This window comes from Synechococcus sp. RSCCF101 (assembly GCF_008807075.1).
GTDB lineage: Bacteria > Cyanobacteriota > Cyanobacteriia > PCC-6307 > Cyanobiaceae > RSCCF101.
Genome location: NZ_CP035632.1, coordinates 1,660,437 through 1,679,170 on the forward strand (window position 1 = coordinate 1,660,437; position 18,734 = coordinate 1,679,170).

Here is an 18,734-nt window from a genome sequence, read left to right on the forward strand (position 1 = left end):
TCTGTGTCATCACGTCGCGCTGCCGCTGTTGAGGCAGCGCGGGTGTGGCATTCAGAGGCCTAGCCGTACCGTCCCGCCGTGGAGGCGATCAGGAAGGCGGCGTAGGTCAGGAAGTAGCCGATGGTGAAGTGGGCCAGACCCACCACACGGGCCTGAACGATCGAGAGCGCCACGGGCTTGTCGCGCCAGCCGACCAGGTTGGCCAGAGGCGTGCGCTGGTGAGCCCAGACGATGGTCTCGATCAGCTCCTGCCAGTAGCCCCTCCAGGAGATGAGGAACATGAAGCCGGTCGCCCAGATCAGGTGTCCGAAGAGGAACATCCAGGCCCAGACGGCCAGGTTGTTGGTGCCGAAGGGGTTGTAGCCGTTGATCAGCTGGGAGCTGTTGAGCCACAGGTAATCGCGGAACCAACCCATCAGGTAGGTGCTGGACTCATTGAACTGAGCCACGTTGCCCTGCCAGATGGCCAGGTGCTTCCAGTGCCAGTAGAAGGTCACCCAACCCACGGTGTTCAGAGCCCAGAAGACAGCCAGGTAGAAGGCGTCCCAGGCAGAGATGTCGCAGGTGCCGCCACGGCCGGGGCCGTCGCAGGGGAAGGAGTAGCCGAAGTCCTTCTTGTCGGGCATCAGCTTGGAGCCACGGGCATCCAGGGCACCCTTGACCAGGATCAGGGTGGTGGTGTGCAGCCCGAGAGCGATGGCATGGTGCACCAGGAAGTCTCCGGGGCCGATCGGCAGGAAGACGTCGGTGTTGCCGTTGATGGCATCGAGCCAGAAGTGATCGCCGGGGATGTTGGCCGAGGCCAGGCTGGCGGCACTCTGGGGATTGGACAGGAGAACGTCCATTCCATACATCGCCTTACCGGAAGCCGCCTGCACGAACTGGGCGAAGACGGGCTCGACAAGGATTTGCTTCTCGGGGGTACCGAAGGCCACAACCACGTCGTTGTGGACATACAGACCAAGGGTGTGGAAGCCGAGGAAGAGAGAGACCCAGCTCAGGTGGCTGATGATCGCTTCCTTGTGCTCCAGCATGCGGGCCAGAACGTTGTTGGCGTTGGCCTGCGGGTCGTAGTCACGGATGAAGAAGATGGCTCCGTGAGCGAAGGCACCGCACATCAGGAAGATGGCGATGTACTGGTGGTGGGTGTACAGCGCTGCCTGGGTCGTGTAGTCCTTCGCGATGAAGGCGTACGAGGGCATCGAGTACATGTGCTGCGCCACCAGGCTGGTGATCACACCCAGGGATGCCAGGGCAAGACCGAGCTGGAAGTGCAGGGAGTTGTTGATCGTGTCGTAGAGACCCTTGTGGCCGGCACCCAGGTCACCAGGGGTTCCCGGGGGGGGTTGTGGGCTTCGAGGATCTCGCGGATCGAGTGGCCGATACCGAAGTTGGTCCGGTACATGTGGCCGGCGATCACGAAGATCACACCGATCGCCAGATGGTGGTGGGCGATGTCCGTCAGCCAGAGCGCTTCACTCTGCGGATGGAAGCCGCCGAGGAAGGTGAGGATGGCGGTGCCGGCACCTTCGGAGGATCCGAAGACCTGACCGAGGGTATCGGGATTCTCGGCATAGACGCCCCAGTTGCCGGTGAAGAAGGGACCCAGGCCTGCCGGGTGCGGCATGACGTTGAGGAAGTTGTCCCAACCGACGTGCTGACCACGGGCCTCGGGAATGGCCACGTGCACCAGGTGTCCGGTCCAGGCGATCGAGCTGAAGCCGAAGAGGACAGCCAGGTGGTGGTTGAGGCGTGATTCAGCGTTCTTGAACCAGGCCAGGGAGGGGCGGTACTTGGGCTGCAGGTGCAGCCAGCCGGCGAAGAGGAACCAGGCGGACAGGATCAGAAGGAAGATCGAGCCGGCATAGAGCTCAGCATTGGACCGCATGCCGATGGTGTACCACCAGTGGTACACACCGGAATAGGCCACGTTCACCGGTGAGGAGGCTCCGGCCTGGGAGAAGGCGTCAATGGCGCCCTGGCCGAAGTGGGGGTCCCAGATCGCATGGGCGATGGGACGGACATGCAGGGGGTCAGCGACCCACTGTTCGAAGTTGCCCTGCCAGGCGACGTGGAACAGGTTGCCCGAAACCCAGAGGAAGATCACCGCCAGGTGACCGAAATGAGTGGAGAAGAGCTTCTGGTAAAGCTTCTCCTCGGTCATCCCGTCATGGCTCTCGAAATCGTGAGCCGTGGCGATGCCGTACCAGATACGGCGGGTTGTCGGGTCCTGTGCCAGACCCTGGCTGAACGAAGGAAATTTCGTTGCCATTGGGAAGGTCAGGATGAGGTCAACCGACCACAAGAATGTGGGCGTGGAAGAAGGCCCATGTCGTCGCGATGCCGCCCACTAGATAGTGAGCCACACCCACAGCACGACCCTGGGTGATGGAGAGAGCGCGAGGCTGGATGGCCGGAGCCACCTTCAGCTTGTTGTGAGCCCAGACAATGGACTCGATCAGCTCCTGCCAGTAGCCGCGGCCACTGAAGAGGAACATCAGGCTGAAGGCCCAGATGAAGTGCGCGCCGAGGAACATCAGCCCATAGGCACTGTTGGATGAGCCGTAGCTGTTGATCACCTGAACGGCCTGAGCCCAGAGGAAATCACGCAGCCAACCATTGATGGTGATGGCACTGTTGGCGAAGTTGCCGTTGGTGATGTGCGACACCGTGCCATCGGGACTCACGGTTCCCCACACGTCGCTCTGCATCTTCCAGCTGAAGTGGAAGATCACGATCGAGAGGGAGTTGTACATCCAGAACAGGCCGAGGAACACGTGGTCCCAGGCAGACACCTGGCAGGTGCCACCACGACCCGGTCCGTCACAGGGGAAGCGGAAGCCGAGGTTGGCCTTGTCGGGAATCAGGCGCGAGTTCCGGGCGTAGAGCACACCCTTCAGCAGGATCAGCACCGTCACGTGAATGGTGAAGGCGTGAATGTGGTGCACCATGAAGTCGGCCGTTCCCAGAGGGATCGGCGCAGCGGCGACCTTGCCCGCCACGGCGACGACGGAGCCGTCGAACACTTCACTCACACCGGCCAGGGCGTTGGGAGCGGTGCTGCCGGCAGCGGCGGCATGCAGACCCTGAACCCACTGGGCGAAGATCGGCTTGAGGGAGATGGCGGAATCGCTGAACATGTCCTGGGGACGACCCAGGGCACGCATGGTGTCGTTGTGGATATACAGCCCGAAGCTGTGGAATCCGAGCCAGATGCAGACCCAGTTCAGGTGGCTGATCAGGGCGTCACGCGCCTTGAGCACACGGTCGAGAACGTTGTCCACATGCTTGGCGGGGTCGTAGTCCCGGACCATGGCGATGGCGGCGTGGGCCGCGCCACCGACGATCAGGAAGCCCCCGATCCACATGTGGTGGGTGAAGATGCAGAGCTGGGTGGGGTAGTCGATGCCGATGTAGGGATACGGAGGCATCGCATACATGTGGTGCGCAACGATGATCGTCAGCGAACCGAACAGCGCCAGGTTGAGGCCCAGCTGGGCATGCCAGGAGGTGGTGAGGAACTCGAAGAGTCCGTCGTGTCCCTTGCTGGCGGGGAACAGAAGCGGATCACCCTTCTGGCCCTCGAGGATCTCCTTGATGCTGTGACCAATGCCCCAGTTGGTCCGGTACATATGACCGGCCACGATGAAGAGCACCGCGATCGCCAGGTGGTGATGGGCGATGTCCGTCATCCACAGACTTCCCGTCACGGGGTTCAGACCGCCGTTGAAGGTAAGGAAGTCGCCGTAGGCGGCCCAGTTGCCGGTGAAGAAGGCACCGATGCCCGCACCGAAGCCGGGGAACAGCTGGGAGATGAGGTCCTGGCTGAGGAACTCATGCGGCAGCGGGATGTCAGCCACTGAACCGATCGTCTGCCCATCGAGGGTGAGCGGCTGACCGGCGTCGATGGCATCCATCAACTGGGTGGTCGGCAGGGACACATGCAGCAGGTGCCCTGTCCAGGACAGGGAACCCAGTCCGAGCAGACCGGCCAGGTGGTGGTTGAGCATGGACTCAACGTTCTGGAACCACTCGAGCTTCGGAGCGGCCTTGTGGTAGTGGAAGACCCCTGCGTTGAGCATGAGGCCGGCCATCACCAGGGCGCCGATGGCGGTGGCGAGAAGCTGGGTCTCACTGGTGAAGCCCCAGGCCCTCCAGACGTGGAAGAGGCCGGAGGTGATCTGAATGCCTTGGAATCCGGCACCCACATCACCGTTGAGAATTTCCTGACCGAAGACGGGCCAGACAACCTGCGCACTGGGCTTGACGTGCGTTGGGTCGGCCAGCCAGCCGGTGTAGTTGGAGAAGCGGGCTCCGTGGAAGAAGGCGCCGCTCAGCCAGATGAAGATGACGGCCAGATGGCCGAAGTGAGCGCTGAAGATCTTGCGTGAGACCTCTTCGAGATCGCTCGTGTGGCTGTCGAAGTCGTGAGCGTCAGCGTGGAGGTTCCAAATCCATGTGGTGGTTTTGGGACCTTTGGCGAGGGAGCGATCGAAATGCCCGGGCTTGCCGAGCACGTCGACGTCGACGGGAACAGGGTTCCTGTCAACCATGGCTTTCGCCGTTTTCCCACGCTCTGGTGGGCTGATGGTCATCGAGTCGTTCCTCGAGGGACGGGATCGAGGTGGAGGGCCACCCCTCAAGCGAGGGGCTCTCACCTCCACGGGGCCCCGCTGACCCTTGGTGGCGGCTCGGATCGCCGGGAGGGCGATCGCGCCGCTGGGACAGCGGAGAGGCACCAGCTCCGGGGAACTGGTGTTGAGACCCCCTTGCAAGAGGGAGTCGCTCGCGGAAGCATAAGAGCGTTGATCTGCAGCTCCGCCCGGCTAGTTACAAAGGTTCAATCCGGGCGAACCGCCCTGTCGGACTGGGCTTTGCGCAGAGTGCGTACACACGCAGGCGTTGCAACTTTGCGCGATTTGTTATCAACTTAACAATGAAGTTTTCCGGTGGCCGTGCTGGGTCGCCCTGCCCTGCCGGCGCGCTGGAGGCCGGCCGCAGCCCGTTGCGCAGAATGGCTGCGGCTTCTCCCGTGGGCTCCCATGACTCGCCGGGCCGTTCAACCGCTGCCTCCTCTGCATCGGCTCCTGGGGGTCGTCACCGCCCTTGTGATCGGCTGCACCGGCTGCGCCGGCACGCCCGGGGGCACGCCCCTCGGCGGCCGCGGGGCCACGCTTCAGGAAACCGCACCCCCGCTCGCCGTCCAGCAGGTGCGGGAACGGCTCGCGGTTCACGATCCGGTGGTGCGCATCACCGCCCCCGCGCCCGACGCCGTGCTGGCTGAGGGGCCCTGGACCCTGGACCTGCAGGTCCAGGACTGGCCGATCGGCGATGCCGGCCCCCTCGGACCCGGTCCCCATGTGGTGGTGCAGATCGACGACGAGGCCCCCCGGCGGATCACCGCTGTTGAGGAGGGACAGGCCAGCCTGACGCTGGACCCCCTGTCTCCCGGCAGCCATCGCATCACGGCCTATGCCGCCCGTCCCTGGGGGGAAGCGGTCAAGAGCCCCCAGGCCAGCAGTCGCCTGATCGTGCATCGGCTGGCTCCCCTCCCCGGCAGTCAGCCGGCCCCGGGCAGTGCCTGGATGGTGCCGGTGAGTCCGGACCAGCGCGAGGCCACCGGCCCGATCGGAACCAGGGAGCCCGTGCTGGTGGACTGGCTGCTGTGGGACGCCCCGCTGCAGCACCTGAGCCCGGGAGATGACCAGTGGCGGCTGCGGATCACCCTCAATGGAGACAGCGTTCTGGTGGACCGCCAGACGCCGCTGTGGTTGGAGGGCTTCCGACCGGGCGACAACGTTCTGATGCTGGAACTGCTCGCCGCCACCGGCGAGCCGCTCAATCCCCCCTTCAACGCCGTGGTGCGTGGAGTGCGGGTCGACCCACGGGCGTCCGGCGGCCCCTGGCTCAACGGTCCTCTGAGTGAGCGCGACCTGGCCCTGGTGCTCGGGCTCCCGACCGATGCCGGCCTCGAATCGGCAGATCCGGAGGCCTCCGAAGAAGCGGTCGCGCCGGTCGGACGCGAAACCAAACCCGAGCCCGAGCCCGAGCCAAGCGTGACCGACGACGACGCGGCCCCGGCGGAGCCCGCTCTCAGCAAGGCCGGCGACGAAGTGGCCGATCCCGGAATCGAGGCCGATCCCGGGGTCGAGACCAAGCCCGCAACCGAGCCCGCCGCACCCGAAGCGATGGTCCCTGAGGCCGACCCTGCAGAAGCCGGGGACTCCGGGACCGAGGCCGAGACCGACCGGCAAGAGCCCTCCGCCGGCACCTCCCCCACCGAACTCAGCCCCTCCAACGCCGAGGAGGAGGAGCCGGGCGAGGCCCCATCGCCCCCGCTCACCGCGGCAGATCAGGCTGATGCCGCCTGAGCCCTCCCGATCCGGGGGCCTCGTGCTGGGGCTGGCCCTCAGCGCCCGCTCGCGCTCCGCTCTCAGCCAGCTGCAGGCCGGCGGCGTGATCAGCGCCATCACGCCGCCGGAAGCCCGGGCCGCGGCAGAGCTGGCGCAGCACTGGCAGCAGGCCTCCGCCTTCGTGATCGCCGGTGCGGTGGGGGCGGTGACCCGCCTGATCGCCCCCCATCTGAGCGACAAGCACAACGACCCCGCCGTAGTGGTGATCGACCCGGCGGGTCGGTTCGCCATCCCGGTGCTGGGGGGCCATCGGGCCGGTGGTGAATCGCTGTGCCGGGCCGTGGCCGCCTGCCTCGGTGGAACAGCGGTGAGCACCGGCAGCAGCGGGGGCGAGGGCAATGGACTCCCGCTCGACTGCTTCGGACGGGACTGGGGCTGGCGGCGGGGCAGCGGGCCGTGGGACCAGCTGATGAAGCGCGCGGCAGCGGGCCAGGACCTGACCGTCCGCCAGGAGGGAGGCCTCGACCTCTGGCGCCGTCTGCCCAGCGCCGTGGGGGAGAGCGCGGGCTCAGACGCGGATGGAGAGACCGGCCCGGCCGCCGATCTGGTGATCGGTGCCGAGCTCAACGAGGGATGCCGCTGGCATCCGCCCCTGCTCTGGATCGGTGTGGGCTGTGAGCGGGACAGCTCGGCCGGGCTGATCGAGCGCGCCATTGACGAGGCTCTGGCCAGCGCCAACCTGGCAGCCGCAGCGGTGGCCGGTGCCGCCAGCCTGGACCTCAAGGGGGATGAGGCGGGATTGCTGCACGTTCTCGAGCGCCGGGGCTGGCCCCTGAAGCTGTTCCCATCCAGCGATCTGGCCGCCGTGGCAGTGCCCACTCCCTCGGCGGAGGTGGCCCGGGCCGTGGGAACCGCCAGTGTGGCCGAGGCTTCAGCCCTGCTGGCCGCAGGGGAGAACGCCCGGCTGCCGGTGAGCAAGCGCATCAGCCGAGCCGCGGCCCCGGAACGGGGCGCCGTGACTGTCGCCATCGCCCTGGCCAGCCGCCAGTGGGCCCCGCAGCGGGGCCGGCTGGACTGCATCGGCACCGGTCCGGGCGGGTTGGATCAGCTCACCGCCGCGGCACGGACCAGCCTGGCCGAGGCCACCGCCTGGGTCGGGTACAGCCTCTACCTCGATCTGCTCGAACCCCTGCGGCGCCCGGACCAGCTGCGGGTCGACGGCAGGCTCACCGAAGAACAGCAGCGCTGTGATCAGGCGCTGGATCTGGCCGGCTCCGGCCTGCGGGTGGCCCTGATCTCCTCGGGTGACAGCGGCATCTACGGCATGGCGGGGCTGGCTCTGAGCCGCTGGTTGCAACGGCCCGAGCAGGACCGGCCGAGCTTCCGGGTGCAGCCCGGCATCTCAGCCTTTCAGCAGGCGGCGGCCAGGGTGGGGGCACCCCTGATGCACGACCTCTGCACCATCAGCCTCAGCGACCGGCTCACCCCCTGGCCCCGGATCCGGGAGCGACTGGAGGCTGCCGCCATGGGGGACTTCGTGGTGGCGCTCTACAACCCCCGCTCCCGCGATCGCGACTGGCAGCTGCAGGAGGCCCTCACCATCCTCAGCCGGCACCGTCCCGCCACCACACCGGTTCTGCTGGCCCGTCAGCTGGATCGGGAGGGGGAATCGCTGGCGATCCACCCGCTGGACAGCGTTCCGGTGGAGCAGGTGGACATGCTCACCCTGGTGCTGGTGGGCAACAGCAGCACCTCCGTTCGTGAGGGCGTGATGCTGACGCCGCGGGGCTATCCGGGCGCCGAGATCCAGTGAACGGCGCGGCGAGGCCCGGCCGAGACCTACTTCCAGCCGGCTTCGGCCATCATTTTCAGGGCCGTCGGCTGGGTCCGGGCCAGCTTGGCGATGGGAACGTTGTCGGGCGTGAAGGAGCCGAGACGACGCAGCTCGGCCGAGGAACCACTGCCACGCAGGGGATATTCATAGGTCGGACCGGCCAGCCCCTTGTTGCCGTCGGGAGAGGCCAGAAATTCGATCAGGCGAATCGCTTCGGTCTTGTTCCTGGCGGTCTTGGCCACACCGGCAGCGCTGATGTTCACGTGAGCCGGTTTTGGCATGATCACCTCAACCTTGCGGGCCACGGTCTGATCCCGCTTGCCCTGCACCCCACCCCGCATCCGGGCCACGTAGTAGTGGTTCACCACACCCACACCGCAGCGGCCGCTGGCCACGGCGCGGACCAGGGCCACATCATTGCCGTAGTAGGGCTGGGTCACATTACGGGTGATTCCATTCAGCCAGGACCGCGTTGCCCCCTGACCGCGCAGCAGGATCTGATCGGCCACCAGTGACTGGTTGTAGACGCTGCTTCGCTTGCGCAGGCACAACTGGCCCTTGAGTTTCGGGCTGGCCAGATCCTGATAGGTGCGGATCGTGCCGGGCGAGACCTTGTCCGGATTCACGATGATCGATCGCACGCGTCGCGTGAGCCCATACCAGCGACCGCTCGGGTCACGATAGGTGGCAGGAACAGCGCGGTCGAGCGTCGCGGAGCGGACCGGTTGCAGAAGGCCGGCATCCGCCGCCTGATTGATGCGGGCCGCATCCACCAGGATGATCACGTCGGCCTTCGATCGGGCCCCTTCCCGTTTGAGGCGTTCCACCAGAGAGAGGCCGGTGGACTCGAGCAGGCGCACGCGGATGCCCGTCTGATCCGAGAACCGCTTGAACACATCCCGATCGGTGTTGTAGTGACGACCGGAATACACACGCACTTCAGCGGCCTCGGCTGCAGCCATCAGACTCACGCCGCCCGACAGAAGCATCGCCCCGGTGATCCCCCAGGCAAGCCGGGGGATTCCCCCGAGGGCAGACCCAACCCGCCGCGTCGTGGTCAGAGGAACCATCGTCTGGTTCCGGGATTCGGCGCGGCGGAAGGAACGCATCGCTGGAGTGAAGGGCCTGAGGCCATGCTATTCAGGCCCCCAGAGCCCTTTGCCCGACTCCCGCCGCCGCCGTGTCATGCATCACACGCCGGCGTAACCAATGAGACAGGCAGGGCCGGATCCCTGAGGGCGGCTGCCGCCAGATTCGATTGCATGGATCTTCTGATTCACCGCCTTCTCCCGGCAGAGGCTGTCAGCCTGCTGATCACGATGGTGAACGCCGAAGGCGCCGCCTGGGCCGATGGCCGCGCCACAGCCGGGCGTCAATCAGCCAGAGTCAAGAACAACCAGCAGCTGACCCGCAGCTGCCCGGTGGGCAGGGACGCCACGGATCGGGTGATGCAGCACCTGAGACGCGATCCCCTGATCAAAAGCTTTGCTCTGCCCTGCCGGATCCACGGCACCATGTTCAGCCGAAGCGGTGTGGGCCAGGGGTACGGCATGCATGTGGACAACGCCTACATGCGGGGCGGTCGCAGCGATCTGTCCTTCACCCTGTTTCTCAGCGATCCCTTCGACTACGAGGGCGGCGTTCTGCGCATCCAGACCCTGCAGGACAGCCGGGAGGTGAAACTGGAGCCCGGCGAGGTGGTGCTCTACCCCAGCACCAGCCTGCATGAAGTCACCACCGTCAGCCGCGGGGAACGCCTGGTCTGCGTGGGCTGGATCCAGAGCCATGTTCAGAGTCACGACGACCGCATGCTCCTCTTCGGACTGGATGCCGGGGCCCGGGCGCTGCTGGCCGAGCACGGGACCTCGCCATCCCTCGATCTGATCTTTCAGGCGTACGGCAATCTGCTGCGACGCTTCGGCGACTGAGCCGCGAGAGCCAGCCCGTGCACGCATCATTCGCTACGCCGTGGCGTAGCACCTGTGCCTCCCCTGAGGCCGGCGGCCGCAAGAATCAGCGTGCATCGTTCACTCGCCATGGGCAACCGTTCCCCAGTCGCCATTTTCCTGGCCGCATCCACGCTGATCGCCACTCAGGCCCTGCAGCCCTCCGTGGCCGTGGCGGGTGAAGGCGAAGGGGAAGGAGAAGGCAGTGGCCTGAAGGAATGGACCACCGATGAGCCTGTCAACGAGATGGGCGAAGGCGGAGAGGGCGTTGGCGGTGAAGGTGAGGGAGAAGGCGGTGAAGGTGAGGGAGAAGGGGAAGGGGAAGGGGAAGTCGGTGGCGGTGAAGGAGAAGGCGAAGGAGAAGGCAGTGAGCCGGAAATCTGCATTCCCATCGGCGAAGGTGAGAACTGCTGGTGAGGCCTGGCACGCGCCAGCCACACCGCAATCACCAACACCACAGCCTCCCCGAGGGGAGGCTGTGGTGTGTGAGGGAGTGAGGGAGCCGTGCCGGCAGGCTCAGGCTGTCGGGATCAGAAGCGGAAGGTGGTCCGCACCAGGTAGCCGAGGGTTCCGAAGCTGTCGGTTCCCACGCCACCGGTTTCGGCGCTGGAGCCGGTTTCCTGGCCGAAGGGACGGCTGAGATAGAACAGCGCCGGGGTCACGGCGATGTTGTCGGTGACACGGAACTCATACCAGAGTTCAAACGCCATGTTGCCGTCGTCGGGGGTGTCGCCACCCTTCTGCTCGGTGACCCACTGAGGGCCGGCGATGCCGAAGCCGAGACGGTTGCGCTCGGCGAAGGCATCCTTCCACTCCAGGCCTGCCATCCAGCTCATGCTCTGACTGCGGGTGCCGTCGGGAGCGTCACCGTCGAGATTGAGCCAGGTGACGCCATAGCCGACGCTGACCGCCGGAATCCAGCTGGAACGCAGTGGTTGCCAGTAGCCGTTCACCGCCAGCGAGTTGGCGTCGGCACCGGCCGGAACCCCGGCGCCACCGTCGGTGGTGCCCAGACCCAGGGTCATGGCCTGCTGGGTGTAGGCGTAACCGGCAGAGATCTGCCACTGGGGATTGCCGTAGGCCACCTGGGCCACGAACTTGCCTTCGGCGTTATCGGTGCCGATGCCACCGGTGTTCGGGTTGCCGTCCTCAGCTTCGCGGGCGATATAGCTGGCACTGATGCCGAGCCTGGGCTGCATCGGATCGCCGCCGCGTTTCTTCCAGTTGAAGCCACCACCAGCACCACTGGAATGGCCATAGACACCATCAGCGCCGCGCCACTTGAACAGCTTCAGGATGAAGCGGCCCTGATTGTAGATCGTGGGCTGGCTGGAGAGGAAGTAGTAGTTCTCCGCGCGCGGGGCCACATAGAAGGTGAAGTCACCGGCCGGGAACTGGTACCAGAGCTTGTCGAGCTTGACGGTGTTGTCGTTGTTGTTGGCTGAATCCAGCAGAGCCAGGGGCACATAGCCCTTGCCCGAAAAGGCACTGTCCTGCGCGTTACCGCTGCGCAGGCGGGTGTAGAGCAGGTCCTTGCTCGTGAAGCTCGTGTTGAGGTTGAGCGTGGTCCGATAGATGAAGCTGGTGGCTTCCTGAGGATCGTCGAGATCGTTGTAGTCATAATCACCGGTGTAGCTGGTGCCGCCGAGCACCATCTCCGCCTTACCGGAGAGCTTGGTCGTGGTGGAGAACTGAGTGGCCTCCAGCTCACCCACGCGGGCCTCAAGGCCATCGACGCGGCCCCTGAGGATGGCGAGTTCCTTCTCGAACTCCTTCATCAGGCGCTTGAGTTCGTCGGTCACCTCGGTGATCCGATCCAGGCAGGCGTTCAGCAGTGCCGCCGCCTCGAAGCGGGTCATGGCACGGCCGCCGCGGTAGGTGCCGTCCGGATAGCCGGCCACACAGCCGTAGCGCTCGATCAGGTTGGAGAGCGCCTGGTAGGCCCAGTCGGTCGGGTAGACGTCGGAGAACTGGGAGATGCTGGTGACCTGATCGAACGGATCGACGGATTCAGCCTCCTCGTCAACGGCGTAAGCGCTGACATCGTCAAGGTTCAGCTCCGTGGCCTGGGCTCCGGCCGGAGGCAGCACAGCCGGGGCCGCAAGACCGAGCAGAACTGGAGCGACCAGCAGTCGCGGAAAACATTTCATGAGAGTCCTCACACACGGGCTCCGAAGAGCGGGCGAAGGCTAAGGAGCAAGACCTGAACGCCAACGCAGACATGTGACCGTCGGTTCGCCCAATTGATACACAGACGCGGTATCCGCCTCGATTCGGCTATGCCGATGCAATCCTTTCTGGCCACGTTGAGCAAACGCGATCGAGACGATGGCAGGAGGCTCCACCGGCGTGATGCGTCACATCTGACGAAGGGTCAATCCAGGCCCACTTGTTCGCAGTAAGCCTCCATGGAGGCGCGATTCGCCTCCAGTGGGTAATCCGCCAGGGTCAGCAGCTCCTCGTGAACCCGGCGGGCCTCCTCGCGATCCAGTTGGTCCCTGAGGATGGCCAGGCGCTCCTGAATCTCGCTCAGCTCCGCCGCCTTGAGCGCCAGCCCCTCCTGCCACAGTTGGCAGGCGCGCCAGTACTCCCCCTCCTCGTCGGCCCGTTCCCACTCCTCGGCGTAGGAGCTCCGGTTCAGCCCCTGCTCCTGCATCCGCATCACGAAATCGTCATGACCACGGATCACCCGATCCGCCGGCGATGTGCAGGCACCGAGCAGAAAGCCGAGCACAGCCACCACGACCCACGGCTGCCGGATGCCACATCTCAAGCCAGACGGATCTGCGTTCATCGACACCACAGGCCGTGCTCTCGTCACCGACAACAATCATGACACAGAAGTCACAGCGAAGTTGGCCTCATTGCGTGCCAAGGCTCAGCCGGAGAAGCGAGGTCTCGCTGTCATCACCTCCAGGGGCCGACAGTCAGAAACAGCATGCCAGTTCTGATGGTTCGTTGATGTCCGAGGCACTCTGCGGTCAGGGCACTGCGGCAACCGATCGCATCGATCAAGGTTGCCAGACTGATCGCGATCGTCGGCATGATCATCAGCTGATCCGGTCGATCACACCACACAAGACACGCCATACCTCCGCGTCCTGAGCACGCACTGCGCGCCTGCGCGAGCGAGAGAGCCCGATGAATCAGGAGCGTGAGCCTCAGGACCAAGGGAACGCGTGTCACTGGCGTGCCCCTCGCCAGCCATCAGCCCCCAGATAAAGCGCAACGCTTTATGAAGCCAGCTCAGCGGTGTGCCTAAGGTTGAGCTGACGCACTTTCGCGCGCCAGCATCACAACCACCGGCACAGACCTGCTGGCGACAGCCACGCAGCCACTGTGCCGATCCGCATCGGTTCCAGCGGGGATCAGCCGCTGGAGGTAACGGGGAAAGACCGGTGTGAGTCCGGCACTGTCCCGCAGCTGTGACGGAGGCAACCCCCTCCCAGTCAGAACGCCCGCCGCTGCACAACCCACAGCACCTGCATCTGCGAGGCACAGATGACGCCCCACCGTCTTTTGCATGGTGGCGTGCATGGAGCGCTGCTCCCGCCGCCACTTCATTTCTCCGCTCCCGGGACGCGATCAGCGCGTGACGTCAGCGCTGCCCGAGACCGGCAGCCGCCGATGGGGCTGCGCCAGGCCCCGTCCCATCTCCCCACCATCCAGCCATGAGACGGCACCGACGACTCACCGCACTGGGCGGCATGCTCGGCCTCGGCGCCGTGCTGCTGCTGGGTGCCGCCCAGCCCGCCCGGGCGATGCACATCATGGAGGGCTTCCTGCCGGCGCCCTGGGCTGCCTTCTGGTGGCTGGTCTCCCTGCCCTTCTTCGTCTGGGGGCTGCGCTCACTCAGCCGGATCACCCGGGAGCAGCCCGAACTGAAGCTGCTGCTGGCCCTGGCCGGGGCCTTCGCCTTCGTGCTCTCGGCTCTGAAGCTTCCATCGCTGACGGGCAGCTGCTCCCATCCCACGGGTGCCGGCCTGGGCGCCGTGCTGTTCGGTCCGTCGGTGATGACCGTGCTCGGCAGCCTGGTGCTGATCTTCCAGGCCCTGCTCCTGGCCCATGGCGGCCTGGTCACTCTGGGGGCCAACGTGTTCGCGATGGCGATCGTGGGCCCGTGGGTGGCCTACGGCGTCTACCGGCTGGTGGCCGCCGCGGGCCGGCAGAAACTGGCGGTGTTTCTGGCGGCCGCCGTCGGCGGCCTGGCCACCTACCTGGTCACGGCGGTTCAGCTGGCCGTGGCCTTCCCTGCCGCCAGCGGCGGTGTGATGGTCTCCTTCGGCAAGTTCGCCGGCATCTTCTTCCTCACCCAGCTCCCCCTCTCGCTCACCGAGGGACTGCTCACGCTTCTGGTCTGGAACTGGCTCCAGGCCTACGCCACCGAGGAGCTGCAGACCCTGAAGCTGCTGCGCCCCGATCCGGCCTGATCCAGCCCGTCCACCCATCCCCACGGCGGATGGCATCACCCGTCTCCGCATCGCCCTCCCCTTCCTCAGGCCATGACTCACTCCCTTGATCCCGCCCCGGCCCGGCACACCACCCCAAGACGGGATGGCAACTGGCTGATCCTGCTGGCCGTGGTCGCCCTGACGCTGCTGCCGCTGTTCATCGTCCACGGCGACTTCGAAGGCGCAGACGGAAAGGGTTCCGATGCGGTCACCGAGGTCCAGCCGGCCTACGAACCCTGGTTCAGCAGCCTGATGGAGCCCCCGAGCGGCGAGATCGAGAGCCTGCTGTTCGTGTCGCAGGCCGCCATCGGCGCCGGCGTGATCGGCTACTTGATCGGCCTCTACAAGGGACGGAGCAGCAGCGGGACGCCATCCTGACCGCCCATTGCTGAGCGGCCGGGCCCCAGGGCGACGGATTGATGCTCCGCCGGATCGACATGCTGGCCAGCGGCAACGGGCTGCGGACCCTGCCGCCGGAGCACAGGCTCGCCTTCGCCGCGGCCCTGTTCCTGCTGGGCTACGTGGCGCCGGTGGGCGTGCAGCTGCTGATGGTGGCCTGGATCCTGCGCTGGCTCACGGTGCACGCCCGCATCCAGCTGGACGTGTGCCTGCGTCTGCTGCTGCTGCCGCTGGGGTTCATCCTGCTCAGCCTGGTGGCGCTGATCGTGGGCATCAGCGGGGCGGCACCGGCGGGAGGGCTACCGGCGGATGCGCTGCAGCCGCTGGCGATCGGCCCGCTGCTGCTGTTCATCAGCCGGCAGGGTCTGGATCAGGCCGCTCTGGTGCTGCCCCGCGCCATGGCCCTCAGTTCCGCTCTGCTGCTGGTGCTGCTCACCGTGCCGATGGTGGAGATCACCCGTGTGCTGGGGCGCTGCGGCTGCCCGGAGCTGCTCACGGAGCTGATGGGGCTGATGCACCGCTTCGTCTTCGTGCTCGCGGACACCGCCGCCGTGATGATCACCGCCCAGCAGTCCCGCCTCGGCTACAGCAGCTGGCGGTCCTCCATGCGCAGCCTGAGTGTGCTGGTGGCCCAGCTGCTGCAGCGCAGCCTGCAGAGTTACCGGCAGCTGGTGCTGGGCCTCACGGCCCGCGGCTACACCGGCACGATCCGCCTCTGGCACCGCCGCCGCTACCGCCCCTCGCCGCGGCACCGCAACGAAGCCCTCGCCGGCCTCCTCCTCCTCGGCCTGCTCACGGCCCTCCACCACCTCGGGCCCGCCGCCACGCCGTGATGCTGCGATTCGACGCCGTGAGCTACACCTACCCCGCCGCGGCCACGCCCTCACTGGTGGCCCTCTCGGCGGAGATCCGGGCCGGCCTGCGCTACGCCCTGATCGGTCAGAACGGCTGCGGCAAGACCACCTTCTTCCGCCTGGCCAATGGCCTCTACCGCCCCTCGGCCGGAACGATCCACTGGCAGGGCAGCCCGCTGCGCTACGAGCGGGCCGCCCTGAGGCGGCTGCGCCAGCAGGTGGGGCTGGTGTTCCAGAACCCGGAGGAGCAGCTGGTCGCCGCCACCGTTGAGGAGGATCTCTCCTACGGGCTCTGCAACCTCGGCTGCCCCGACGCCGAGATCGCCGACCGGGTTCAGCAGACCCTGGTCAGCTTCGAGCTGGAGGATCTGGCCGACCGTCCGGTGCACGCCCTGAGCCTGGGGCAGAAGAAACGGCTGGCCATCGCCGATGTGATGATCCTGCGTCCCAGCCTGCTGCTGCTGGACGAGCCCACGGCCTATCTCGATCCCGGCCAGGTGCGGAACCTGCAGAGGCTGCTCGAGGCCATCCACGCCGCCGGTACCACGGTGGTGATGGCGACCCACGATCTCTCCTTCGCGCAACGGAACGCCGACCGGGTGCTGGTGATGCACCGGGGCAGGGTGATCACCGATGCATCGCCGGAGCGGGTGTTCAGCGATCCCGATGCGCTCGTGGCGATCGGCCTGGGCTGACCCCGGCCCGGTTCAGTGGCGGTGCCGGTGGTGGGCGTCGCTCACGTGGGGGTGGACGTGCTTCAGGGGTTCGTGCTCGTGCTCGTGGGCATGCACGAAGGGGCGGCTGAGGTCGATCCCCTCCAGCTGCGCTTCGCTGTGGCGATGGCGGTGGTGCAGCTCGCCGCCGCCGGGGTCGTGGCGATGGCGATGGTCGTGGCGCTGCGCCGCATGCCGGTGGCGGTGGCTGTGCTGTTCGCCAAGCAGCAGCACCAGTCCGGCCGCCATCAGGGGCGCCGCCAGCAGCAGGGCCGGTGTGACGGCCTCCCGCAGCACCCCCACGGCGAACAGGGCACCCACGAAGGGGGCGGTGGAGAAGACCACCGCCTCGCGCGCGGCACCGATGGCCCGCAGGGCCAGCAGATCAAGCCAGATGGAGATGCCGTAGCCGAGGGCACCGATCAGCAGCAGCGCCGCGGTGGTTCCCACTGGCGGAACGCTGTGCCCCATGGCGCGGGCCAGCAGCAGCATCGGCAGCGCGGCACCCACCGTCTTGAGGGTGGCGATCTGCACAGGATTGCGCAGACTCAGGCGCTGGCTGATGGTGTTATCCGCCCCCAGGCCAGGGTGGCGACGGCGATCAGGAGAGTTCCCTGCAGAGTGACGCCCTCCAGCGAGCCCTCCGAGAGCACCAGTGCACCGGCCAGGGTGAGCCCCGCCGCGGCCAGACCGCGCCCGGACAGGTGTTCCCGGCCCACCAGCACGGCGATGGCCATGGTGAACACCCCTTCAAGGTTCAGCAGCAGGGACGCCGACGCGCCCGACAGGCGGGCCAGACCCATCACCAGAGCGATCGGCCCCACGATTCCCCCGAGCACCGTCAGGGCCACCAGGGCCGGCAGATCGGCCCGGAGCACGGGGGTCTCCCGGTCGGACGCCCCGCGCACGGCGCGCACCAGCAGCAGGGCCAGGGCGGCGCCGCCGTAGAGCAGGCCGGCGGCCACCAGGGGCGATCCATCCCCCACCAGCGCGCCGATTAGGGGAGCGCTGCAGCCGAAGAGCACAGCCGCCAGAAGGCCGGCGATCAGGCCCTGCCGCCTCATCGGAACTGCGCCGGCAGAGCGTTGTGCATGGCTCCGATCACCTCGGCAGGAGCCAGTGGTGCTGAGCAATCGGGATGACAGGATTCGAACCTGCGGCCCCTTCGTCCCGAACGAAGTGCGCTACCAAGCTGCGCTACATCCCGTTGAGGTGAGCTTAGGGGATCAGCCCCTCCGGCCCGTCAGGGCACCCTTCCTATGCTCGCACCATGGCAGGTGATTCTTCCGCAACGGCCCTTCAGCCCTCCCCGGCCCTCAAGCCGGAGTGGCTGCGGGTCAAGGCACCGCAGCGTGAGCGCATCGGCGCCGTGGCCGACCTGCTGGTGGACCTCAAGCTGAACACGGTCTGCCAGGAGGCCAGCTGCCCGAACATCGGCGAGTGCTTCGCCGGCGGCACCGCCACCTTTCTGATCATGGGTCCGGGCTGCACCCGGGCCTGCCCCTACTGCGACATCGCCTTCGACCGCAGCGATCGCGGCCTCGATCCGAGTGAACCGGAGCGGCTGGCCGAAGCGGTGGCGCGGCTGGGGCTGCGGCATGTGGTGATCACCTCGGTGAATCGCGACGACCTCCCCGACGGCGGGGCCAGTCAGTTCGTGGCCTGCGTGGAGCGCCTGCGCGAGCGCTCTCCCGCCACGACCGTCGAACTGCTGATCCCCGATCTCTGCGGCGACTGGCAGGCGCTGGAGGCCCTGATGGCCTGCAGCCCCGATGTGCTGAATCACAACATCGAAACCGTGCCGCGCCTCTACCCGCGCGCACGGCCCCAGGCGATCTACGAGCGCTCGCTGGAGCTGCTCCGGCGTGTGCGCGAGGGCTGGCCGAAGGTGTTCAGCAAGTCGGGCCTGATGGTGGGGCTCGGCGAAACCGACGAGGAAGTGGTGGCCGTGCTGCGGGACCTGCGGGCCCATGCGGTCGACATCGTCACCATCGGTCAGTACCTCTCACCCGGCCCGAAGCACCTGGCGGTGGATCGCTTCGTCACGCCCGATCAGTTCGACCGGTTCCGGCGCCTCGGCGAAGAGGAGCTGGGCTTTCTCCAGGTGGTGAGCTCGCCGCTCACGCGCAGCAGTTACCACGCCGGCGAGGTGCAGCAGCTGATGCGGCGCTTCCCGCGCTGACT

At 66.7% G+C, this 18,734-nt stretch carries 15 protein-coding genes, 1 tRNA gene, 1 pseudogene and 1 riboswitch; of the genes and pseudogenes, 8 read left to right on the plus strand and 9 right to left on the minus strand.

Annotated features, from left to right (window positions below; translation table 11 throughout):
* Positions 1-59 precede the first annotated feature (59 nt).
* Positions 60-2,272, minus strand: a pseudogene (gene psaB, locus EVJ50_RS08185) (photosystem I core protein PsaB).
* Between the two features lie 19 nt (positions 2,273-2,291).
* Positions 2,292-4,595, minus strand: a complete 2,304-nt coding sequence (gene psaA, locus EVJ50_RS08190) for a photosystem I core protein PsaA (protein WP_150883414.1) — start codon at positions 4,593-4,595, stop codon at positions 2,292-2,294.
* A 447-nt stretch (positions 4,596-5,042) separates the two neighbouring features.
* Here psaA and EVJ50_RS08195 point away from each other — a divergent pair, with 447 nt between their 5' ends.
* Complete coding sequence (locus EVJ50_RS08195) at positions 5,043-6,371, plus strand: hypothetical protein (protein WP_150883415.1); 1,329 nt, start codon at positions 5,043-5,045, stop codon at positions 6,369-6,371.
* On the plus strand, positions 6,361-8,166 hold the full coding sequence (gene cobJ, locus EVJ50_RS08200; protein ID WP_150883416.1) for a precorrin-3B C(17)-methyltransferase: 1,806 nt from the start codon (positions 6,361-6,363) through the stop codon (positions 8,164-8,166). The genes EVJ50_RS08195 and cobJ overlap by 11 nt, the downstream gene beginning before the upstream one ends.
* A gap of 26 nt (positions 8,167-8,192) precedes the next feature.
* On the opposite strand, the gene EVJ50_RS08205 is transcribed toward cobJ, so the two are convergent.
* Complete coding sequence (locus EVJ50_RS08205; protein WP_150883417.1) at positions 8,193-9,176, minus strand: extracellular solute-binding protein; 984 nt, start codon at positions 9,174-9,176, stop codon at positions 8,193-8,195.
* A 273-nt stretch (positions 9,177-9,449) separates the two neighbouring features.
* On the opposite strand from EVJ50_RS08205, the gene EVJ50_RS08210 reads away from it, so the two are divergent.
* On the plus strand, positions 9,450-10,115 hold the full coding sequence (locus EVJ50_RS08210; protein WP_150883418.1) for a Fe2+-dependent dioxygenase: 666 nt from the start codon (positions 9,450-9,452) through the stop codon (positions 10,113-10,115).
* A 99-nt stretch (positions 10,116-10,214) separates the two neighbouring features.
* Here the strand turns inward: EVJ50_RS08210 and EVJ50_RS14605 are convergent, their stop codons facing one another.
* The 3 genes from EVJ50_RS14605 to EVJ50_RS08225 form a co-directional block, all read right to left on the minus strand.
* Entirely contained in the window at positions 10,215-10,571 is a 357-nt protein-coding gene (locus EVJ50_RS14605; RefSeq protein WP_191964721.1) for a hypothetical protein, read from the minus strand.
* Between the two features lie 92 nt (positions 10,572-10,663).
* Positions 10,664-12,283, minus strand: coding sequence for an iron uptake porin (locus EVJ50_RS08220; RefSeq protein ID WP_150883419.1), 1,620 nt, complete (start codon positions 12,281-12,283; stop codon positions 10,664-10,666).
* Between the two features lie 224 nt (positions 12,284-12,507).
* On the minus strand, positions 12,508-12,876 hold the full coding sequence (locus tag EVJ50_RS08225) for a hypothetical protein (RefSeq protein ID WP_150883420.1): 369 nt from the start codon (positions 12,874-12,876) through the stop codon (positions 12,508-12,510).
* 593 nt (positions 12,877-13,469) lie between these two features.
* Positions 13,470-13,614: riboswitch (cobalamin riboswitch) on the plus strand.
* Positions 13,615-13,804: 190 nt separating this feature from the next.
* Here EVJ50_RS08225 and EVJ50_RS08230 point away from each other — a divergent pair.
* The 4 genes from EVJ50_RS08230 (at position 13,805) to EVJ50_RS08245 (ending at position 16,532) form a co-directional block, all read left to right on the plus strand.
* Positions 13,805-14,563 carry an energy-coupling factor ABC transporter permease gene (locus EVJ50_RS08230; protein WP_150883421.1) on the plus strand — a complete coding sequence of 253 codons (759 nt, stop codon included), beginning with the start codon at positions 13,805-13,807 and terminating at the stop codon, positions 14,561-14,563.
* Positions 14,564-14,635: 72 nt separating this feature from the next.
* Complete coding sequence (locus EVJ50_RS08235) at positions 14,636-14,962, plus strand: energy-coupling factor ABC transporter substrate-binding protein (RefSeq protein ID WP_150883422.1); 327 nt, start codon at positions 14,636-14,638, stop codon at positions 14,960-14,962.
* Between the two features lie 41 nt (positions 14,963-15,003).
* Positions 15,004-15,816, plus strand: a complete 813-nt coding sequence (cbiQ, locus tag EVJ50_RS08240; RefSeq protein WP_150883423.1) for a cobalt ECF transporter T component CbiQ — start codon at positions 15,004-15,006, stop codon at positions 15,814-15,816.
* Positions 15,816-16,532 (plus strand): energy-coupling factor ABC transporter ATP-binding protein, encoded by a 717-nt coding sequence (locus tag EVJ50_RS08245; protein WP_150883424.1) that lies wholly within the window; start codon positions 15,816-15,818, stop codon positions 16,530-16,532. The genes cbiQ and EVJ50_RS08245 overlap by 1 nt, the downstream gene beginning before the upstream one ends.
* Positions 16,533-16,544: 12 nt before the next feature.
* Here the strand turns inward: EVJ50_RS08245 and EVJ50_RS15015 are convergent, their stop codons facing one another.
* The 3 genes from EVJ50_RS15015 to EVJ50_RS08255 all read right to left on the minus strand — a co-directional run bounded on the left by EVJ50_RS15015 (position 16,545) and on the right by EVJ50_RS08255 (position 17,757).
* Positions 16,545-17,084: a DMT family transporter gene (locus EVJ50_RS15015; protein ID WP_225322856.1), complete on the minus strand. Its 540-nt coding sequence runs from the start codon at positions 17,082-17,084 to the stop codon at positions 16,545-16,547.
* Positions 17,085-17,098: 14 nt separating this feature from the next.
* Positions 17,099-17,614, minus strand: coding sequence for an EamA family transporter (locus EVJ50_RS15020; RefSeq protein ID WP_225322857.1), 516 nt, complete (start codon positions 17,612-17,614; stop codon positions 17,099-17,101).
* 69 nt (positions 17,615-17,683) lie between these two features.
* A tRNA-Pro gene (locus EVJ50_RS08255) sits at positions 17,684-17,757 on the minus strand.
* A 63-nt stretch (positions 17,758-17,820) separates the two neighbouring features.
* On the opposite strand from EVJ50_RS08255, the gene lipA reads away from it, so the two are divergent.
* Positions 17,821-18,732, plus strand: a complete 912-nt coding sequence (gene lipA / locus EVJ50_RS08260; RefSeq protein WP_150883425.1) for a lipoyl synthase — start codon at positions 17,821-17,823, stop codon at positions 18,730-18,732.
* Positions 18,733-18,734 lie beyond the last annotated feature (2 nt).

Excerpts from the sequence above, each read along its gene's own strand:
- psaA (WP_150883414.1), bottom strand. The coding sequence starts at position 4,595 with ATGACCATCAGCCCACCAGAGCGTGGGAAAACGGCGAAAGCCATGGTT.
- EVJ50_RS08195 (WP_150883415.1), top strand. The coding sequence starts at position 5,043 with ATGACTCGCCGGGCCGTTCAACCGCTGCCTCCTCTGCATCGGCTCCTG.
- cobJ (WP_150883416.1), top strand. The coding sequence starts at position 6,361 with ATGCCGCCTGAGCCCTCCCGATCCGGGGGCCTCGTGCTGGGGCTGGCC.
- EVJ50_RS08205 (WP_150883417.1), bottom strand. The coding sequence starts at position 9,176 with ATGCTTCTGTCGGGCGGCGTGAGTCTGATGGCTGCAGCCGAGGCCGCT.
- EVJ50_RS08210 (WP_150883418.1), top strand. The coding sequence starts at position 9,450 with ATGGATCTTCTGATTCACCGCCTTCTCCCGGCAGAGGCTGTCAGCCTG.
- EVJ50_RS08220 (WP_150883419.1), bottom strand. The coding sequence starts at position 12,283 with ATGAAATGTTTTCCGCGACTGCTGGTCGCTCCAGTTCTGCTCGGTCTT.
- EVJ50_RS08230 (WP_150883421.1), top strand. The coding sequence starts at position 13,805 with ATGAGACGGCACCGACGACTCACCGCACTGGGCGGCATGCTCGGCCTC.
- EVJ50_RS08235 (WP_150883422.1), top strand. The coding sequence starts at position 14,636 with ATGACTCACTCCCTTGATCCCGCCCCGGCCCGGCACACCACCCCAAGA.
- cbiQ (WP_150883423.1), top strand. The coding sequence starts at position 15,004 with ATGCTCCGCCGGATCGACATGCTGGCCAGCGGCAACGGGCTGCGGACC.
- EVJ50_RS08245 (WP_150883424.1), top strand. The coding sequence starts at position 15,816 with ATGCTGCGATTCGACGCCGTGAGCTACACCTACCCCGCCGCGGCCACG.
- EVJ50_RS15020 (WP_225322857.1), bottom strand. The coding sequence starts at position 17,614 with ATGAGGCGGCAGGGCCTGATCGCCGGCCTTCTGGCGGCTGTGCTCTTC.
- lipA (WP_150883425.1), top strand. The coding sequence starts at position 17,821 with ATGGCAGGTGATTCTTCCGCAACGGCCCTTCAGCCCTCCCCGGCCCTC.